The sequence below is a fragment of the Chitinophaga solisilvae genome, assembly GCF_009928525.1.
Classification (GTDB): Bacteria; Bacteroidota; Bacteroidia; order Chitinophagales; family Chitinophagaceae; genus Chitinophaga; species Chitinophaga solisilvae.
On the sequence record NZ_JAABOK010000007.1, the window covers coordinates 213,715 to 231,305 of the forward strand.

The following is a 17,591-nucleotide window of genomic DNA, read 5'->3' on the forward strand; positions in this document are numbered from 1 at the left end:
CTGTTAAAAGATTTTTTCCGGCAGAAGAATGACGAGAATCATCCCCCGGGCCGATCAGAATTCATAATTAATTCGGTAAATTACAGAACTACCAAAAATTCAGTAACATGGACGCAACAGTTGAAAATAAGGCTGCACTGAAGGGTGCAGAGTTTCTTGTAAAAGAAACTGCTCCTGAAGAAGTGTTTACTCCCGAAGACTTTTCTGAAGAGCAGTTGATGATTAAAGACATGGCTGATCAGTTTATCAGCAAAGAAGTTACCCCGGTCGTTGAACGCATCGATAAACTGGAAGAAGGACTGATGCCTTCCCTGCTGGAAAAGGCAGGCGAGCAGGGGCTGCTGGGCGCTGCCTTCCCTGAAGAATACGGCGGCCTGGGCAAGGATTTCGTAACAGCGACCATTATCAACGAAGGACTCGGCGCAGGCCACTCCTTTTCTGTAGCCATGGCCGCACATACCGGTATCGGCTCCCTGCCCATCCTGTATTTCGGAACTGAAGAACAGAAACAGAAATATATTCCAAAACTCGCTACCGGCGAAATGAAAGGCGCCTATGCCCTCACCGAACCGGATTCAGGTTCCGACGCCCTCGGCGCCAGAACTACCGCCAAACTTACAGAAGACGGCAAACACTATTTACTCAACGGCCAGAAAAGCTGGATCACCAACTCCGGATTTGCAGACGTATTTACCGTATTCGCAAAAATAGACGGCGATAAAGATAAATTCACCGCCTTCATCGTAGAAAAAGGCACTCCCGGTTTTACCCTCGGCGCGGAAGAACATAAGATGGGCATCAAAGGCTCCTCTACCCGCCAGATCTATTTCCAGGATGCTAAAATCCCTGCAGAAAATGTATTGGGCGTTATCGGCAAAGGTCACCTCATTGCCTTCAACATCCTCAACATAGGCCGCCTGAAACTCTGTGCTGCCGCATTGGGCGCCGCCAAAAAATGTATTACCACCTCCGTACAATACGCCAATACCCGCCAGCAGTTTAAACAACCCATCGCCAACTTCGGCGCTATCAAATACAAGCTGGCAGAAATGGCTATCCGTACCTGGACCTCCGAATCAGCGCTGTTCCGTACCGCACAGCTGATCGATGAAAAAGAAAAAGAACTGTTCGCTGCCGGCAAACCCTTCAACGAGGCATTGCTCGGCGCAGCAGAGGAATATGCGGTGGAATGCGCCATCCTGAAGGTAAACGGCTCGGAAGTTCTGGATTATGTAGTGGATGAAGGCGTACAGATACACGGTGGCAACGGCTTCAGCGATGAATACATCATCTCCAAGGCTTACCGCGACTCCCGCATCAACCGCATCTTTGAAGGTACCAACGAAATTAACCGCCTGCTCACCCTCGACATGACGCTGAAACGCGCCATGAAAGGAAAACTGGACCTCATGACGCCCGCCATGAACGTGATGAAGGAACTCATGAGTATCCCCGACTTCGGCAGCGATGATGAAACCGCCTTCAGCAAAGAGAAAAAGCTGATCGCCAACTTCAAAAAAGCGATCCTCATGACTGCCGGCGCCGCCGCTCAGAAACTCATGATGAAACTGGAAACAGAACAGGAAGTACTCATGGACATCGCCGATATGGCTATTGAAACATTTGTTGCCGAAAGCGCCCTGCTGCGTCTCATCAAACTGAGCAACAGCAAAGGCGAAGCCTCCGCAGCCCTCCAGGCTGATATCGTTCGCACCTATCTCTACGATGCTGCCGACCGTATCAACAAATCCGGTAAAGACGCCATCAACGCCTTCGCAGAAGGCGATGAACAACGTATGATGCTCCTCGGCCTCAAACGCTTCACCAAAGCAGAACCCTTCAACGCAAAAGAAGCCCGCAGAAGAATTGCGGACAAACTGATTGCGGAAAACAAATACACCTGGTAGGTGTTATTTTCTTATTTGGTTATTTGAGATTTAATTATTTAAAATGCAGCAAAGATCTATGCGTAGATGTTTGCTGCATTTTAAATAATTAAATCTCAAATAACCAAATAAGAAAATCGAAATCGCTGTTCCTGTTTCCCTTCCTATCTTTACAAGATTTCGACGGGATATGAATCGATCAGTTATAGTTTTAGTCAGTATATTGTTCATTGTTGTTATTCCCCGTTGGGTAAGCGGGCAGGCTTTCATCAGGCTTAGCCAGCCCTCACGGGAACAGAGCAATGTCAGTAACCCCAGACAGTTTATTGCCGGCCGCACCTGTGCCGGCTGCAGTGTTACCATCAATAATGACAGTGTACGCGTTTACAGCACCGGCACCTTTGCAGTCAGAAAAGATTTGTCTGAAGGCAGAAATGCATTCAGCATTACCGCTACGGATGCTAACGGAGAAACATATACGAAGAATGTTGTCTGGTATTATGCACCGTCTCCCACCCCCAGGGCTACTACTGCCTTCCGCATAGACTTTATAGAAATCAGGCCCAAAGGGAACCTGGAACTCAGCACCGGCGATACGCTGTATATCCGTATGAAAGGCTTTCCCGGCGCACAGGCCTCCTGGTTCGAAAACATACCTCTGCGCGAACTGCCTGCATCGCAGAACAGCGGCGTTGCCGGATACTACGGCGGCAGCTATGTTATACAACCTAAAGACTCCCTGCTGAATAGCCGCCTGCGTGTGCAGCTGCGTAACAGCAACGGAGAAACCACCTCCCTCTACAGCCCTTACCGGTACAAGGTAATGCACAATGAAACACCGCTTACCGGACGTACGATAGATAACATGACCTACCTTACCTCCAGCCCGGAGGGCGACCGCCTGGGCCCGGAAAAAATAGGGTTTCTGGATAAGGATGTATTACTGCATATTACAGGCAGACAAGGCGATTACTACAAAGTGAGATTGTCTTCCAGGATGTCGGCTTTTATACCTGAGCCACTGGTAGATACTGATATTCCGCAGGAAGCACCACCTGTCAGCATTGTATCTGATGCCAAAGTATGGGGCGATGAGCAGGCTGACTATGTATCAGTAGCCTTATCTGACAAACTGCCGTATACTACCACCCAACAGGTGTCTCCCGGCAAACTGATTGTCGATATCCACGGCGCCTATGCAGAACAGGGAGTTAATGCATTGCTGCAGGGCACCAGGGAAATTACGGCCGTAGCCTGGGGACAGCCCTCGCATGATGTTTTCCGGATGGTCATCTCCCTGAAACATGCGCCCTGGGGTTATCAGATATACTATGAAGGCAACCGTATAACGGTAAAGGTTAAACGCGTTCCGGAAAAGCTGTCGCTCAGCAAACTGGTAATTGGCCTGGATGCCGGTCATGGAGGCGGAAATCCGGGCGCAGCCGGACTAACCGGCGTATATGAAAAAGAACTGACGCTCCGGCTCTCCCTGCTGCTGAAAACAGCACTGGAAAATGAAGGCGCCACCGTCATCATGACCCGAACCACAGAAAAGTTTGTTGCCAACGAAGACCGCCTCTCGCTCTTCCGCCGCTCCAATCCGGATATACTGCTGAGTGTACATTTAAATTCATCCGCCAACCCGGTAGATGCCTTTGGTACAGCCACCTACTACAAATGGCCCTTCTGCGAGCCATTGAATGCCGCCATACACAAACGTCTGGTGGAAACGGGCCTGCGGGATTTCGGTAATAATTCCGGCTTTAACTTCATCCTCAATAACCCGATCGAATTTCCCGATGCATTGATAGAAACACTATTCCTCAGCAACCCCGGCGATGAAGAAAAAATATTAAACCCCGCATTCCAGCAGGAAATAGCCAATAAAATTGTCCTGGGCCTGAAAGACTACCTGAAATGGATAACCAATATTTAATTATTTGATTATTTGAGATTTGGTTATTTAAAATGCAGCGGAGATCTGAGCGTAATAATTTGCTTAGATCTCCGCTGCATTTTAAATAACCAAATCTCAAATAATCAAATAACTAAATATTTACGATTGTGCGGAGATGGGCAGCCAGCCGGTTGAGGGCAGCAGCGGCGGATTGTATCTGTTCCGTGGCTTCTGTCCAGCGGCGTTGTTCGATGGCTTCCCGAACGCCGGGTATTGTTTTCACGCCATAGCCGGTATAAAATCCGGGAGCATACAGGGTGTGTTTATACCAGGGGCGGGAGGGCAGCCCTTTTTCATTCAGGAGCTGTTGCTCCGCGAGGTAAAATGCTTTGTTGACCTGTAGTTTGTCCGCAATAATTTTACCGGCGGTGAGGGCCTGCGTGATGGTGTCCAGTGTTATCAGGGCATTCTGCAGGGGAGAGAAGTCTATGTAGGGAACCGGATCTTTCAGTGCCGGCGGTTGCAGGCGTTTGGCAGTATCTGCTGCCAGGAGGTACTTACGTTCTTTCACCAGCTGATTTTCGATAGCCGTTGCTTCCCGCATATTAGCCGTCAATTCCGTCAGTTCGCTGACGTAGCCGCTGGCTGTTTCATACAATCTGCGGAAGTCGAAAGGCAGTGTAACGGCGTCGGCTATACGCAATGCAGTATGTCCGGCTGTTTGTGAGAGGGTTACGCCGTAATGAAATCCGGGGTCTTTAAACCGGGTATAGTCATCGTAGGAATCGTAGATGGAGTGGTATTCTCCGCCGGCGTCTTCTCCACCAAAGCCAAAATCCAGGGAAGGCACGCCCAGGTGCTGCAGGAAGGAAGAATAGTCGGAGCCGGAGCCCATAGCGTTGATATTGATTGTCTGGCGGGCCAGTTTTTCCTTTTTCAGTTTAGGGGTAGTGGCGCGTACCATGTCTGCGGCCTGTTTGCGGGCCAGGATGCTGACTTGTGTCTGCGGATCAGTAATATCGCGGGCTACTTCATTCACGAGGGTTTCAAGGGCATGAGAGCCGCTGGCATAGAGGAATCCGCGGCCGTTGCTATCGGAGTTGATGTATACTACCGCTTTCTCACGGAGTTCGGTGGCATGGTCTTCCACCCATTCCGTAGAGCCGAGGAGGCCGGGTTCTTCCGCGTCCCAGGCGCAGTAAACCAGGGTACGGCGGGGTTTGTAACCTTCCCTGGCCAGTTCACCGATCGCTTTGGCTTCTTCCAGCAGGGCTGCCAGGCCGCTGATAGGGTCAGCGGCGCCGTTAACCCAGGCATCGTGGTGATTACCACGTATCACCCACTGGTCGGGCAGTTCACGGCCTTTCAGCTTGGCGATTACATCGTAGCAGGGCCGTATCTGCCAGTCGAAGGACAATTTCAGGTGTACTTTAGCTTTACCGGGACCGATGTGATAGGTGAAAGGCAGCGCCCCGCGCCAGTCTTCCGGTACTACCGGGCCATCCAGCGCACGGAGCAGCGGTGCTGCGTCGTGGTAGCTGATGGGCAATACCGGTATTTTGAGCAGGTTGGTAGCCGCCTGCCGGTCGAGCCGCTTAGCGGCGGCAGTAGCGCCGATATCCGGGGTGAGCGGATCACCGGGATATATAACCATATCCATAACGGAGCCGCGCTGCACGCCGTATTCATTTTTAAACGCGCCTTGCGGATATACGTCACCGTTATAGTAGCCGTCATCTTTGGGATCGGAGTAGATGATACATCCGATGGCGCCGTGTTCCTGGGCTACTTTGGGTTTGATACCACGCCAGGAGCGGCCGTATTTGGCGATGACGATCTTCCCTCTCACATCAACGCCCGCACGGGCCAGGTATTCGTAATCATCCGGGAGGCCGTAGTTCACAAATACCAGCTCTCCGCTCACGTCGCCGTCTGCGCTCCAGCAGTTGTAGGTAGGCAGCTGGCCTTCCTGGCCGGAGGTGGCGTCTTCTTTCAGGGCCGGTTCCTTGAGTACAGCTTTATAGGAAACGGGGCCGGTAAGTTCCAGCACCCTTTCCTTGGGTGTGGGGAACAGTACCTGGTAGGTTACTATTTCCGCATCCCAGCCATAGCTTTTGAAGCGCTGCAGGATATCTTCCGCAACGGCTTTACCTCTGGCGGAGCCTACATGGTGAGGCCTGGAAGAAAGTGATCTGATGGTTTCGCCGATGTGGACGCTGCTGAGCTTTTTGTTGAACCGGTCTTCCAGCTGTAGTTGCTGTGCCGCCTCATTTTCCGGGTATCCCAGCAGTTTCTTTTCCTGGGCGGTGACTGCCCCGCTGAGGCACAGGCTGATGGCCAGCAGGCGGGTAAAATAAGTTGTTGTCATAAGAGGAGCAGATATGTTGGTTGAAAGTTGGTATATATGAACAAGATACAAATAGTCTACCACATCAATAGACTTTTTTCTGCATATATTTTGAAAGATAACTTTTGGTTATGATCCATAATTACAGGTTATAGGGCAAACAGTCTACTTAACCAGTAGATTAATCTATATTTGTAAACACTTTCATAGCTTTATCCCTGTGAAACTATAAAATAACAATCTAAAGACGATCATATGGCAAATGCGATTCAGGAGTTTAACGATTATCGTGCTAAGATGAACGAAGTGATACTGGGTAAGCAGAACAAGGTAATTAACCGCCTGTTTAACCTGGACACCAATACTTACGCCGAAGGCGCGCTGAGTACCAAAACAAAGGAAATGCTGGGGCTGGTGGCTTCCATGGTATTGCGTTGTGATGATTGCATCAAATACCACCTGGAGAAGTGCCATGAGCAGGGTATTAATACAGAGGAGATGTATGAAATATTTGCCGTGGCCAACATTGTAGGCGGCACTATTGTAATACCCCACACGCGCAGGGCGGCAGAATTCTGGGAAGAATTACAGGCTCAGTGATACCCGATTTACAGGTATCTGTCGTAACTTTACACACAATCTAAATATTCTAATTCCATATAAATGTCAACAGCAACTATAGCTCCGCAGACTTTAACCGCAAAAGACTTTGCAACGGACCAGGAAGTTCGCTGGTGCCCTGGCTGCGGCGACTACTCTATACTTAAACAGGTACAAACTATTATGCCATCGCTGGGTATTCCCCGCGAAAATATCGTGATCGTTTCCGGAATCGGCTGCTCTTCGCGCTTTCCGTACTACATGAACACCTATGGCATGCACTCGATTCACGGCCGCGCTACGGCCATTGCATCCGGACTGAAAGCCACCCGCCCCGAACTGAGCGTGTGGATAGTTACCGGCGACGGCGACGGATTGTCTATCGGTGGTAACCACACCATTCACCTGCTGCGCCGTAATTTCGACGTGAATATCATGCTGTTCAATAACCAGATCTATGGTTTAACAAAAGGGCAGTACTCTCCTACTTCCGAGGAAAACAAGGTGACCAAATCCACGCCAATGGGCTCTATTGACCATCCGTTCAACCCGATGGCACTGGCGCTGGGAGCGGATGCCACTTTCATTGCCCGTAGTATGGACCGCGATCCGAAGCACCTGCAGGAAATGCTGAAACGCAGCCACGCCCACAAAGGCGCTTCTTTCCTGGAAATTTACCAGAACTGTAACATCTTCAATGACGGCGCTTTTGAAGCCTTCACGGAAAAATCCAGCAAGGCAGATGAAACCCTGTTCGTAGAACAAGGACAGCCGCTGGTTTTCGGCGCCGCCAAAAATAAAGGTATCCGCCTCGATGGCCTGAAACCGGTAGTAGTAGAACTGGGCAGCGAATACAGTGCCGCCGACCTCTGGATTCATGATGAAAATGATTTCCATAAAGGGCAGCTCCTCACCCGCCTGTTCGACGATCCACGCATTGAAGGCCACTTCCCGCGTCCTTTCGGCGTATTCTACCAGGTGCAGCGTTCCACCTACGAGGAAATCATGGCCGCCCAACTCACAGAAGCCATTACCAGAAAGGGAAATGGCGATCTTGATAAGTTGTTTGCCGGCAATGAAACCTGGACCATCAAGTAAAATTTTATTATTTAATTATTTGAGATTTTCTCTCAAATAAAGAAGCCCTCTGGTAAGTCCGGAGGGCTTCTTTATTTATAACAAATAACAACATCTCAAATAACCAAATAATAAAATGAATCAGAATTTGCCGGCTTTGATACCGATAGAGAAGGTGGGGGAACTCAATTTGCTGTCGGTCAGCACATCGCTGCCGGAGCCGAAAACGCGGCGGTATTTGCCGGATGCGAACAGGCGCATGTGTTTGTTCAGGTTCATTTCCAGGTTTACAAAAGGTTCTATGGCATAGAAACCGTAGTTGGATACCACCCTGTCTTCATTCCAGTTATGCAGCTCTTCCCAGTCTTTACCCCAGTTCCAGGGCATTCTTTCTGTGAGGTTACCACCACCCACAAGTGCGCCGGCAGACCAGTGAAATTTTTTATCTGTCTGGTGTGTGTATTCAAAAGCCAGGCCGGTGTACCACATATGCCAGTTACGGTCCAGGCCATCGTGCTGCTTTTTAATCATATTTCCCATGGCGTTCAAACCCAGTCCCAGCATATATTTCCTGTCGAGCAACACCCCGCCGTAACCACCTGCCATTAAAGAGGCATGGCCGCCGATAGCCGTAATACCTGTATGTAATGCACCATAACCACCTACTGTGTTCTTCCTGGTAAGATTACTGCCTGACTGCGCGAATGCACCTATTGCAGCCAGGAGCAGCATTGTTGTGAATAACTGTTTCATATTTTCTCCGTTTGCAATTAATGACGGCCGGAACGTAGGTTGGCCCCTATCCGGCTGTAAAATTTTAACGGAATAAAAAAGGGCTGACGGAATATGATCCTGTCAGCCCTTTCTATCTTACCATAGATGCGTCAGTGTCCCAGCGCTCCTAATTCAAACATTACCTTGTATAACAACACTACGCCGAAAATAATCATACTGGCGCCGGCAATACGGTTCAGCCATTCTACATTGGTGAGCGTAAGTTTATGCCGGATTTTATCGGATACAAATACCTTCAGGATATCGGCGGATAATACGAGGGTTAAACATACCGCATACATGACAAAGCGATGCCCTACTGAAGTAGCACTGTTGGCCACACATACGCCGAGCCAGAAGATGATAACACCCGGGTTGAGGGTATTCATCAGGAATCCGGCCAGCCATATTTTCAGGTAATCATGTGTACGGAACATCTCCGGCTTTTCATCTCCGGTACTGATTCTCACCTTTTTGAAAAACAGTCCGTAGATACCCATGCCTATCAGCAGGAAACCTCCAACTACTCCGATGGACCTTTTATATTCTTCCAGGCCGCTGATAAAAGAAGTAGCGAGGTTGCCGGTCATTACAAACATAATATCGCTGAAAGACACACCCAGCGCGAAGCTGATGCCTGCCTTAAAACCATTATTGATGCTGTACTTGATAATAGCGAATATTACCGGTCCAACAGATAATGATAAAAATAATCCCAGTCCTAATCCTGCTACAATTGATGCTATCATGCTTTAATATTCCGGGGACACGGGTTAGTCCTGATTTTTAACGGTTTTACCTGCCAGAAATTTTTCCCAGTCTTTCAGCTTTTCGCCTTTCATTACCCTGGGGAACTTGTTCATAGCGCCTTCCTTGCCTTTGCAGCGCAGGTAGTCAATGAACATTTCATTCGGCAATATTTCTACAAACACTTCTTTCAGGGCAGATGTTCTTTCCACGGCATAGTCATCATTCACTTCCGCCAGTGTTTTATCGATGATGTCACGCACCTGTGCAATATCCACACCGGCGTTGTCTGTACCGATATACCAGCGGTGAGCGAACAGGTTCTCATATGGGAAACCCGCCACGGTGAACTCTCTGATGGTAATGCCCATCTTCTTCTGCACCGTGTCGATGGCCTTGTTCATGTTGTCGATGCTCATATGCTCACCCGCCAGACTGAGGAACTGTTTGGTACGGCCGGTAATCACAATTTCATGTTCCTTCACGGATGTGAACTTCACCACATCTCCGATGAGGTAACGCCATGCACCGGCACAGGTGGAGAGCATTACGGCATACTCCACATCTTCCACCACCTCGTTGATCATGTAGGATTTCGGATTGGCTTTTACTTCTCCTTCGGCATCAAAATTATCTTCATTGAAAGGAATGAATTCAAAGAAGATGCCTGCGTTAAGTACCAGTTTGATACCTCTTACGCCCGGACGCGCCTGGAACCCGAACGAGCCTTCAGAAGCCATATAGGTTTCGATGAAGTTAACGGGCTTTCCGAGCAGCTTCTGGAAGCTGTCGCGGTACGGTTCAAAGGAAACCCCTCCGTGAATATAGATAGCCAGATTCGGCCATATTTCGTGGATATTTTTTACGCCGTGGTATTTGATAATTTCTTCCAGCACAATCTGTACCCAGGCAGGTACGCCGCAGATAGTACCTACATCCCAGGTGCGGGCCTTACGTACAATGAGCTTGATACGCTGCTCCCAGTTGGGTTTGCGGGAGATGTTACCACCGGGCTTGTAGAAACGGCGGAACCAGCGCGGAATATTCTTCGCCTGGATACCGCTCATATCACCTTCGTAATAATCCCCCTTCTCAAACAGGGAAGTGGTACCTCCCAGCATCAGAATACCTTTGGTAAAGGATTTCGGCGGTATATTGAAGTTGACCATGGAATACAGCTGCTTCACACCTACCTTCTTCACTGTTTTCAGCATGGCTTTGGTAACGGGTATATGCTTGCTGGCAGATTCCGAGGTACCGGAACTCAGCGCAAAATATTTTATCTTCTCCGGCCAGCTCACATTCGCTTCCCCCTCCAGGCAACGATACCACCACTCCATATGCATCTTACTGTAGTTGTGCACAGGTATTTTATCGCGGTATTGCCCGATGAAATTGGAACTATCCAAAATCCCCTGGAAATCGTAATGACGACCAAACTCAGTATCCTTCGCTTTCTCCAGCAAACGGTGAAGCACCTGCAGCTGATATTGGCGCGGTGTACCTAACTTAAACGTGAACTTCTTCCTGATACGTAGTGATCTGGAAATCAGATTACCTATGATGGGCATTTACTTTCTCTCTCTTTAAATGAACTGCAAAAATAAGCGGAATATTGAATATAAATACGAATTCGGAATTATGCATTGCTGAATAGCAATTAATATATATTGAATACTGCAATATAACGTATGAAATTCAGGTCTGCAATTCGTAATTCGTAACTACCTTTGCGGCATGTTAAAAACTACTTTACTCAAAGCTACTGAAGCCAGCGGAAAAATACTGCAACAATATTTCAACGGCGCCTTCGAGGTGAGCAGTAAAAGTACCGTCAACGACCTGGTAACGGAAGCTGACAAGAAGTCTGAAGCCGCTATCATAGCAGTTATCAGGGAAACTTATCCAGATCATTTTATCCTCAGCGAAGAAGTGGGTGAAATAAAAACGGATTCAAACATAAAATGGATTATTGACCCGATAGACGGCACCGTGAACTTTGCCAACGGCATCCCCCTCTGTTGCGTATCCATCGGGGTGGAACAGGATGGCGAAATGATACTGGGAGCTGTTTACAACCCTTTTATGAATGAATTGTTTTTAGCTGAAAAAGGGAAAGGCGCTACCCTCAATGGTAAGCCCATACAGGTTTCCCGCAAGGAAACCGTTGGTACCTCCTGCCTTGTCACCGGTTTCCCCTACAAATGGGAACACCGTGCCAACGACCCCATGGAAGTACTGCAGTACGTGCTGAGAGAAGGCATCCCCGTACGCCGCCTCGGCTCCGCTGCCATAGACCTCTGCTGGGTAGCCTGCGGCCGCTTCGACGGCTTCTGGGAACATCACCTCCAGGCATGGGACTCTGCCGCAGGATTCCTCATCGTGGAAGAAGCCGGCGGAAAAGTCACCGACTTCTCCGGCAACCGCTACTCCCCCTACCAAAAGGAAATACTGGCCACCAACGGCCATATTCATAGTGCATTACAGGACCTCGTTAACGGTAAAACAGATGGAAGAAAGAACTGAAATAAGTGACCTGGGAGAATTCGGATTAATCGACTACCTCACCAGAAATATTGAAATACAGAATGCCAGCACCGTACTCGGCGTTGGCGACGATGCCGCTGTTATCGATCACTTCGGCAAACAGACGGTCATCAGCACTGATATGCTCGTGGAAGGCATCCACTTCGATCTGATGTATACCCCCCTGAAACATCTCGGCTATAAATCAGTAGTGGTAAACCTTTCAGACATATACGCCATGAATGCCACGCCCACACAGATCACCGTGAGCATAGCCTTCTCCAATAAAGTATCGCTCGAAGCCCTCAACGAATTCTATGAAGGCGTATACGCTGCCTGCGAAAAATACGGCGTAGACCTCATCGGCGGCGATACCAGCAACTCCCAGAAAGGCTTCATCATCAGCGTAACTGCTATCGGCGAAGTAACGCCCGACCAGTTCGTGAAAAGATCTACCGCCCAGAAAGGCGACCTGCTCTGCGTTACCGGCGACCTCGGCGCCGCTTACCTCGGCCTTACCCTCCTGGAAAGAGAAAAGAAAATATTCCTGGAAAATCCCGACGTTAAACCCGACCTGGAAGACCAGACCTATATTATAGGCAGACAACTGAAACCCGAAGCCCGCAAGGATATTATCGACTTCCTCCAGGAAAACGAAATTATCCCCACCGCTATGATGGACGTCAGCGACGGACTCAGCTCTGAAATATTACACATCGCCAAACAGAGTAACCTCGGCGTTGTACTGTATGAAGACAAAATTCCCATCGCTCAGGAAAGCAGGGAAATGGCGCTGAAATTCAGCCTCGACCCTACTGCCTGCGCACTCAGCGGCGGAGAAGACTATGAACTGCTCTTCACCATGAAACAACAGGACTACGATAAAATAGTACTCAACGAACAAATCAGCGCCATCGGCTACATGACCGACATCTCCGAAGGCGCCCACATCCACACTAAGGGCGGCAATAAGTTCAAGCTCGTAGCACAGGGATGGAATGCGTTCCGCCAGGAATAACAGCTATTTGATTATTTGGTTATTTGAGATTTTATATCAAAAAAAGATGCCCTCCGGACTTACCAGAGGGCATCTTTTTTTGATATAAAATCTCAAATAACCAAATAATCAAATGACCGTTACCTTGATGGCAGGGCTGTTATGCGTTGGTGGCAGGTCGCCAGCGAATACTGAAAACTTCAGGATATATTCTCCCGGTTTATCGGGCATGACTACCGGCAGATTGATTAACCGGCGCAACACGGCTCTCTCGAGTGTCATGGTGGATTTTACCGGGGGCAGATCTTCGTCCTTGGTATTGAAGCCGTAACCCAGTACCGCTTCATTGCTGCGATCGATAGGAATAGGTTGCATGTAACCATTATGCGGTTGCAGAATGATGTTTACCGTTTCGCCACGACGCGCCCTGAGACTGGTCATGGCCGGTTTCAGCTGTATCAGCGAATAGGAATAATAATTCGGGGTAATCAGGTAATCCCAGGTACCATAGAGCGTTTTCAGGCTATCCGTAACAGGAATGCCTTCTCCCGGATCAAATACCACCATGGCAGGTTTACCCCATAACTGTGTTTCTGTATTCCAGAAATTATATTGGCTGCGGCGGGAATAGCGGCTGTTAAGGCTGTAAGACAGCTGTCCGGTGTAGAACATGTATTTGGATGGCAGCTGATAGCTGCTGATGAATACCACCGGCCTGCCCTGCGCACGGGCCGCCACCTGCGAAGTCCATTCCCTGTTGTGATGTATCTCCGGACGTATTTCCACTCCCGGCATAAAATCCCACACCATGTAAACACGCGCCACCAGCACCAGCAGCAGCGTGGCCGGCAGGGTGTATAACAGCCACTTTCTGGACCAGCCTTTCCTGACAATGGCCTGATGCGCGAGTATCACTACCGGCGTAAATACCATCACCGTCCAGTTAGCCTCTACCCTTCCTTTGAAGGTACTGAGCAGGAAAAACGCCAGTACACCGATCAGACTGAATTTCAGGGCGCGCTCAAAAGTGTTTTGTATCGGGCAGCGGAAGGCATAATATAAAATGAGCCAGCCCATCAGCGGACCAAAAAGCAGCAGTTGCCCGCCCAGGTATTCCAGCGTATAGGAAATATCATAGGAAGATGCATTCCTTTCAACCAGATGGTACTGAAGCGAAGGGAAGCCATGAGCGTATTGCCAGTAAATATGCGGGAAGAAGAGAACGGTAGTGATGATGCAGGCCAGGTAGAACTTGAATACGCGAAGTAAATTCAGGTTGGATATGACCGTGAAGAATACCAGCAATACACCGTGATATTTACTGTAAAACATCAGCGCCATGGAAACTCCCAGCAGCAGGGTATTACGCCAGTTCTGTTTTGCAATAAACAGGCGGTATGCCCAGAAGTACAAGGCGGCAAAAAATATGAGTGGTACATCAGGAACAGCCAGCATGCCTCCTATCTGCATAGCGCCCAGGGCGCCCATAATCAGGTAAAAGAGCTGATTATCCTTTGAGGCAATGAGTTTGGCTGTCAGCCATAATGTGACGGTATTAAGCGTTACCACCAGCAGGCGTACCCCCAGCTCATTATGAAAGAGGGCGTACCCGATCTTTATCAGCAGGGCAATCATGGGCGGATGATCAAAGTATCCCCAGTCCAGATGACGGGAATACACCCAGTAATAGGCTTCATCATCCCACAGTTCCGAAAAGCAGGCCTGTAATAATCCCAGCAGCAGCCAGCCTAACAGGAACAGATTCTTGTACTGACGTCTCGTTAAAAATCGCGATATGGCATCCATGCAACTATACTATAATGATTTATCCTGCGAAGATACTGGTATTAACAGTAAACTGACATTTTCCAGTGATCCCGCAGTACTATAAAAGCGGCTTTGAAACCGGGTTCAATGCGTCCCAGGCTGCTGTCGAGCCGCATGGCGCGCGCAGGATAGAGCGAAGCCATTTTCAACGCTACATGCAGGTGAATACCCGCTTTTTCCGTGCAGTTGTGTACTGCCTGCAGCATGGTAAGTCTGGAGCCGGACAGCACACCGCTGGCGCCTACAAAACGGTCTTTCTCCTTAATATAGATGTAATCGCCTTCCAGGTTCTCTTCTATCGCATCCGTGATGAGGAACAGGCGTCCGTCCATTATTTTATGACTGATGCTGACAGCTGCAAAGTCCACATGAATGCCATCTGCTACGATGCTCGCAAAAACGCCTGGGTGGTTATAAATGGCTCCTACCAGGCCCGGAGCCCGGCTTTCCAGCGGCGACATGGCATTGAACAGGTGTGTGGCGTGACGGATACCATTTTCAAACGACGTATAGGCCTGAGCGTAGGTAGCGTTGCTATGCCCGGCAAATACGGTGATGCCTGCCTCCTGTAGTTGCTTTACCAGCGCAGGGTCGCAGCATTCAGGCGCCAGCGTGATGATTTTCACTACATCTTTTCCGTTAGCCAGTATCCAGTCAATATCTTCCTGGGTAGGCGTACGGATATATTTGGGGAGATGTGCTCCTTTCTTTGCAGGGTTGATAAACGGTCCTTCCAGATGCAGGCCCAGCACACCTTTGCGGCCTTCCTGCCAGTAGGCTCTTACTGCCTCCATAGCTGCGAGCATTATTTCCGGGGAGTGGGTGGCTACCGTAGGCATAATATGCGCCGCACCTCCGGCCCTGCTGTATTCATAGGTGGCCGCCAGCGCCTTTACAGAAGGATACAGCGAAAATACCTCGCCATTACCGCCATATATCTGCAGGTCAATAAAGGCAGGCGCCAGGAAACCGCCTTCCAGGTCTATCTGCTCATCAGTATCCTTTACTTCCGATTGCGGTATTACGGCAGTAATCATATCGTTCTCCGTAACAACCGCATAATCATTAAGTATTCTGTCCCCGGTGAATATCAGGGCGTTGACATACGTAACAGACATAACGGTGAATATTTTTATGGGTGAATCTCGTAAAGTTCCAGCGGCAGGCCGTCAGGGTCGGTAAAAAAGGTAAAGCGTTGTCCGGTGTGCGGGTCCACACGTACCGGCTCTGTTACCACGCCTTTGGCAGCCAGTGTTTTCACGGCAGCCGCTATATCATTCACGGCAAATGCAAGGTGCCGCAGGCCGCAGGCTTCCGGTCTGCTCACGCGTGGCGGCGGTTCCGGAAAGGAAAACAATTCAATCACATACTGGTCCCCCAGCGCCAGGTCCAGCTTCCAGGAGTCCCGCTCTGCACGGTATACTTCCCTGATGACCTGCAGGCCCAGCATATCGGTATAAAATGTTTTACTACGCTGATAGTCAGAACAAATGATAGCGATATGGTGAATGGCCTGCAGTAACATCATGGTAAATTAAACTAGTTCATTGCTGAGAAAGGTGAAAGTGTCGGCATCTTTCAGGAAAGGCAGGTTTTTTCTGACTTCTTCCAGACGCTCACGTTGAAGGGTATACGTAAAGATATCCTCATCGTGGGATTTGCGGTAGATGATTTCTCCCATAGGATCAATCAGACTGGTTTCTCCGCTGTGGTAAATTTCATTGCCGTCATTGCCTACGCGGTTCACCCCGATGGCATAGCATTGGTTTTCAATAGCGCGGGCATGCAGCAGTGTATTCCACGCCGTGTTTCTTCTTTCCGGCCAGTTGGCTACATATACCAGCACATCATAAGCCGGCGCACCGGTTTCAGGCTGAATGGTATTACGTGCCCATACCGGGAAACGCATATCATAGCAAACGTTCAGATTGATTTTCCAGCCTTTCACCTGCGCGATGAGGCGCTTGTTGCCTGGCTGATAATGCTCATGCTCCCCTGCATAGCCAAACAGGTGGCGTTTATCATAGGTACCATAGGTGCCGTTGGGCAGCATCCAGATGAGGCGGTTCACATAATGGCCGTTATCTTCAATAGCCAGGCTGCCGCAGATAATGATATTTTTCTCTGCCGCTTTCTTCTTCATCCACTGAACAGCGCTGCCATCCATTGTTTCAGCTATGCGTTCCGGCTTCATGCTGAAACCTGTGCTGAACATTTCCGGTAAAAAAACAACTTCTGTCCGCTCCTGTATGCTGTTGATTTTCTCATCAAACATCTGCAGGTTGGCAGCTATATCTTCCCAGTGCAACCGGGTTTGTATCAAGGTTATCTTTAAGTCTGACATTGTCGGGTGATTATCTTACAAAAGTACAGTCTGACTAATTAGAAACTTTTCAAATTATACCGTCTTCAGCCCTCATTATTTGCAATTTCTTCAAGAGCCTCCTGGATCAGGGCGGATTCAAATCCTTTCTGCAGGAGGTATTGCATGGTTTTATACTTTCGCTTCATGGCCGGTTCGCCGGTAAGACTGTTATATTTTTTCTGTGTTGTTTTTACGATCACGGCAAAATAGTCGTCTTCATCAATCTCTGCCAGGCCTTTTCTGATGCAGTAGTCAGACACCTGTTTCTGTTTCAGTTCTGCCCTGATCTTTTGCCGGCCCCACTGTTTCATCCGGAACTTGCCGCCTGCAAAGGCTTTGGCATATCTTTCCTCGTTGAGAAAATTTTCTGCTATCAGGAAGGCGATGGCTTCATCTACTTCTTCACCGCGCAGGCCCAGGTCCAGGCATTTGTATTTCACTTCCTGATGGCAGCGTTCCTGATAGGCGCAGTAGCGGGTCAGCGCCTCCGTAGTAGCTTTCAGCATGTCGTCCTTTTTCGGCGCACCGCAGGGGTGACTGCGGTGCAG

15 protein-coding genes are annotated in these 17,591 nt (G+C 49.2%); 6 read left to right on the forward strand and 9 right to left on the reverse strand.

Annotated features, from left to right (window positions below):
- Nucleotides 1-107 precede the first annotated feature (107 nt).
- Together GWG06_RS16405 and GWG06_RS16410 are read left to right on the forward strand one after the other, a co-directional pair.
- Nucleotides 108-1,907, forward strand: a complete 1,800-nt coding sequence (locus GWG06_RS16405; RefSeq protein ID WP_160714498.1) for an acyl-CoA dehydrogenase family protein — start codon at nt 108-110, stop codon at nt 1,905-1,907.
- 169 nt (nt 1,908-2,076) lie between these two features.
- Entirely contained in the window at nt 2,077-3,822 is a 1,746-nt protein-coding gene (locus GWG06_RS16410) for an N-acetylmuramoyl-L-alanine amidase (RefSeq protein ID WP_160714500.1), read from the forward strand.
- 112 nt (nt 3,823-3,934) lie between these two features.
- On the opposite strand, the gene GWG06_RS16415 is transcribed toward GWG06_RS16410, so the two are convergent.
- Entirely contained in the window at nt 3,935-6,151 is a 2,217-nt protein-coding gene (locus tag GWG06_RS16415) for a M28 family metallopeptidase (protein WP_160714502.1), read from the reverse strand.
- Between the two features lie 234 nt (nt 6,152-6,385).
- Between GWG06_RS16415 and GWG06_RS16420 the strand changes: the two genes are divergently transcribed.
- Nucleotides 6,386-6,730, forward strand: coding sequence for a carboxymuconolactone decarboxylase family protein (locus GWG06_RS16420; protein WP_127039467.1), 345 nt, complete (start codon nt 6,386-6,388; stop codon nt 6,728-6,730).
- Between the two features lie 63 nt (nt 6,731-6,793).
- A complete protein-coding gene (locus GWG06_RS16425; protein WP_127039470.1) occupies nt 6,794-7,828 on the forward strand; it encodes a 2-oxoacid:ferredoxin oxidoreductase subunit beta in 1,035 nt (344 codons plus the stop codon).
- 120 nt (nt 7,829-7,948) lie between these two features.
- On the opposite strand, the gene GWG06_RS16430 is transcribed toward GWG06_RS16425, so the two are convergent.
- The 3 genes from GWG06_RS16430 to GWG06_RS16440 form a co-directional block, all read right to left on the reverse strand.
- Nucleotides 7,949-8,560, reverse strand: a complete 612-nt coding sequence (locus GWG06_RS16430) for a hypothetical protein (protein ID WP_160714504.1) — start codon at nt 8,558-8,560, stop codon at nt 7,949-7,951.
- A gap of 131 nt (nt 8,561-8,691) precedes the next feature.
- A complete protein-coding gene (locus GWG06_RS16435; protein ID WP_127039476.1) occupies nt 8,692-9,330 on the reverse strand; it encodes a LysE family translocator in 639 nt (212 codons plus the stop codon).
- Nucleotides 9,331-9,354: 24 nt separating this feature from the next.
- The gene (locus tag GWG06_RS16440; protein WP_127039479.1) at nt 9,355-10,899 is read right to left on the reverse strand and encodes a GH3 family acyl-acid amido synthetase; all 1,545 of its coding nucleotides are present in this window, start codon (nt 10,897-10,899) and stop codon (nt 9,355-9,357) included.
- 166 nt (nt 10,900-11,065) lie between these two features.
- Here GWG06_RS16440 and GWG06_RS16445 point away from each other — a divergent pair, with 166 nt between their 5' ends.
- Entirely contained in the window at nt 11,066-11,854 is a 789-nt protein-coding gene (locus GWG06_RS16445; protein WP_127039482.1) for an inositol monophosphatase family protein, read from the forward strand.
- Nucleotides 11,838-12,872 (forward strand): thiamine-phosphate kinase, encoded by a 1,035-nt coding sequence (gene thiL / locus GWG06_RS16450; protein WP_127039485.1) that lies wholly within the window; start codon nt 11,838-11,840, stop codon nt 12,870-12,872. The genes GWG06_RS16445 and thiL overlap by 17 nt, the downstream gene beginning before the upstream one ends.
- Before the next feature lie 108 nt (nt 12,873-12,980).
- Here thiL and GWG06_RS16455 read toward each other — a convergent pair whose 3' ends face one another.
- The 5 genes from GWG06_RS16455 to GWG06_RS16475 all read right to left on the reverse strand — a co-directional run bounded on the left by GWG06_RS16455 (nt 12,981) and on the right by GWG06_RS16475 (nt 17,549).
- The gene (locus tag GWG06_RS16455) at nt 12,981-14,657 is read right to left on the reverse strand and encodes an ArnT family glycosyltransferase (RefSeq protein WP_160714506.1); all 1,677 of its coding nucleotides are present in this window, start codon (nt 14,655-14,657) and stop codon (nt 12,981-12,983) included.
- 41 nt (nt 14,658-14,698) lie between these two features.
- Nucleotides 14,699-15,796: an N-acetylglucosamine-6-phosphate deacetylase gene (gene nagA, locus GWG06_RS16460; protein WP_160714508.1), complete on the reverse strand. Its 1,098-nt coding sequence runs from the start codon at nt 15,794-15,796 to the stop codon at nt 14,699-14,701.
- Between the two features lie 14 nt (nt 15,797-15,810).
- On the reverse strand, nt 15,811-16,206 hold the full coding sequence (gene gloA2, locus GWG06_RS16465) for an SMU1112c/YaeR family gloxylase I-like metalloprotein (RefSeq protein WP_160714510.1): 396 nt from the start codon (nt 16,204-16,206) through the stop codon (nt 15,811-15,813).
- 6 nt (nt 16,207-16,212) lie between these two features.
- Nucleotides 16,213-17,022 carry an amidohydrolase gene (locus GWG06_RS16470; protein ID WP_127039497.1) on the reverse strand — a complete coding sequence of 270 codons (810 nt, stop codon included), beginning with the start codon at nt 17,020-17,022 and terminating at the stop codon, nt 16,213-16,215.
- A gap of 65 nt (nt 17,023-17,087) precedes the next feature.
- A complete protein-coding gene (locus tag GWG06_RS16475; RefSeq protein ID WP_127039500.1) occupies nt 17,088-17,549 on the reverse strand; it encodes a regulatory protein RecX in 462 nt (153 codons plus the stop codon).
- Nucleotides 17,550-17,591: the final 42 nt, after the last annotated feature.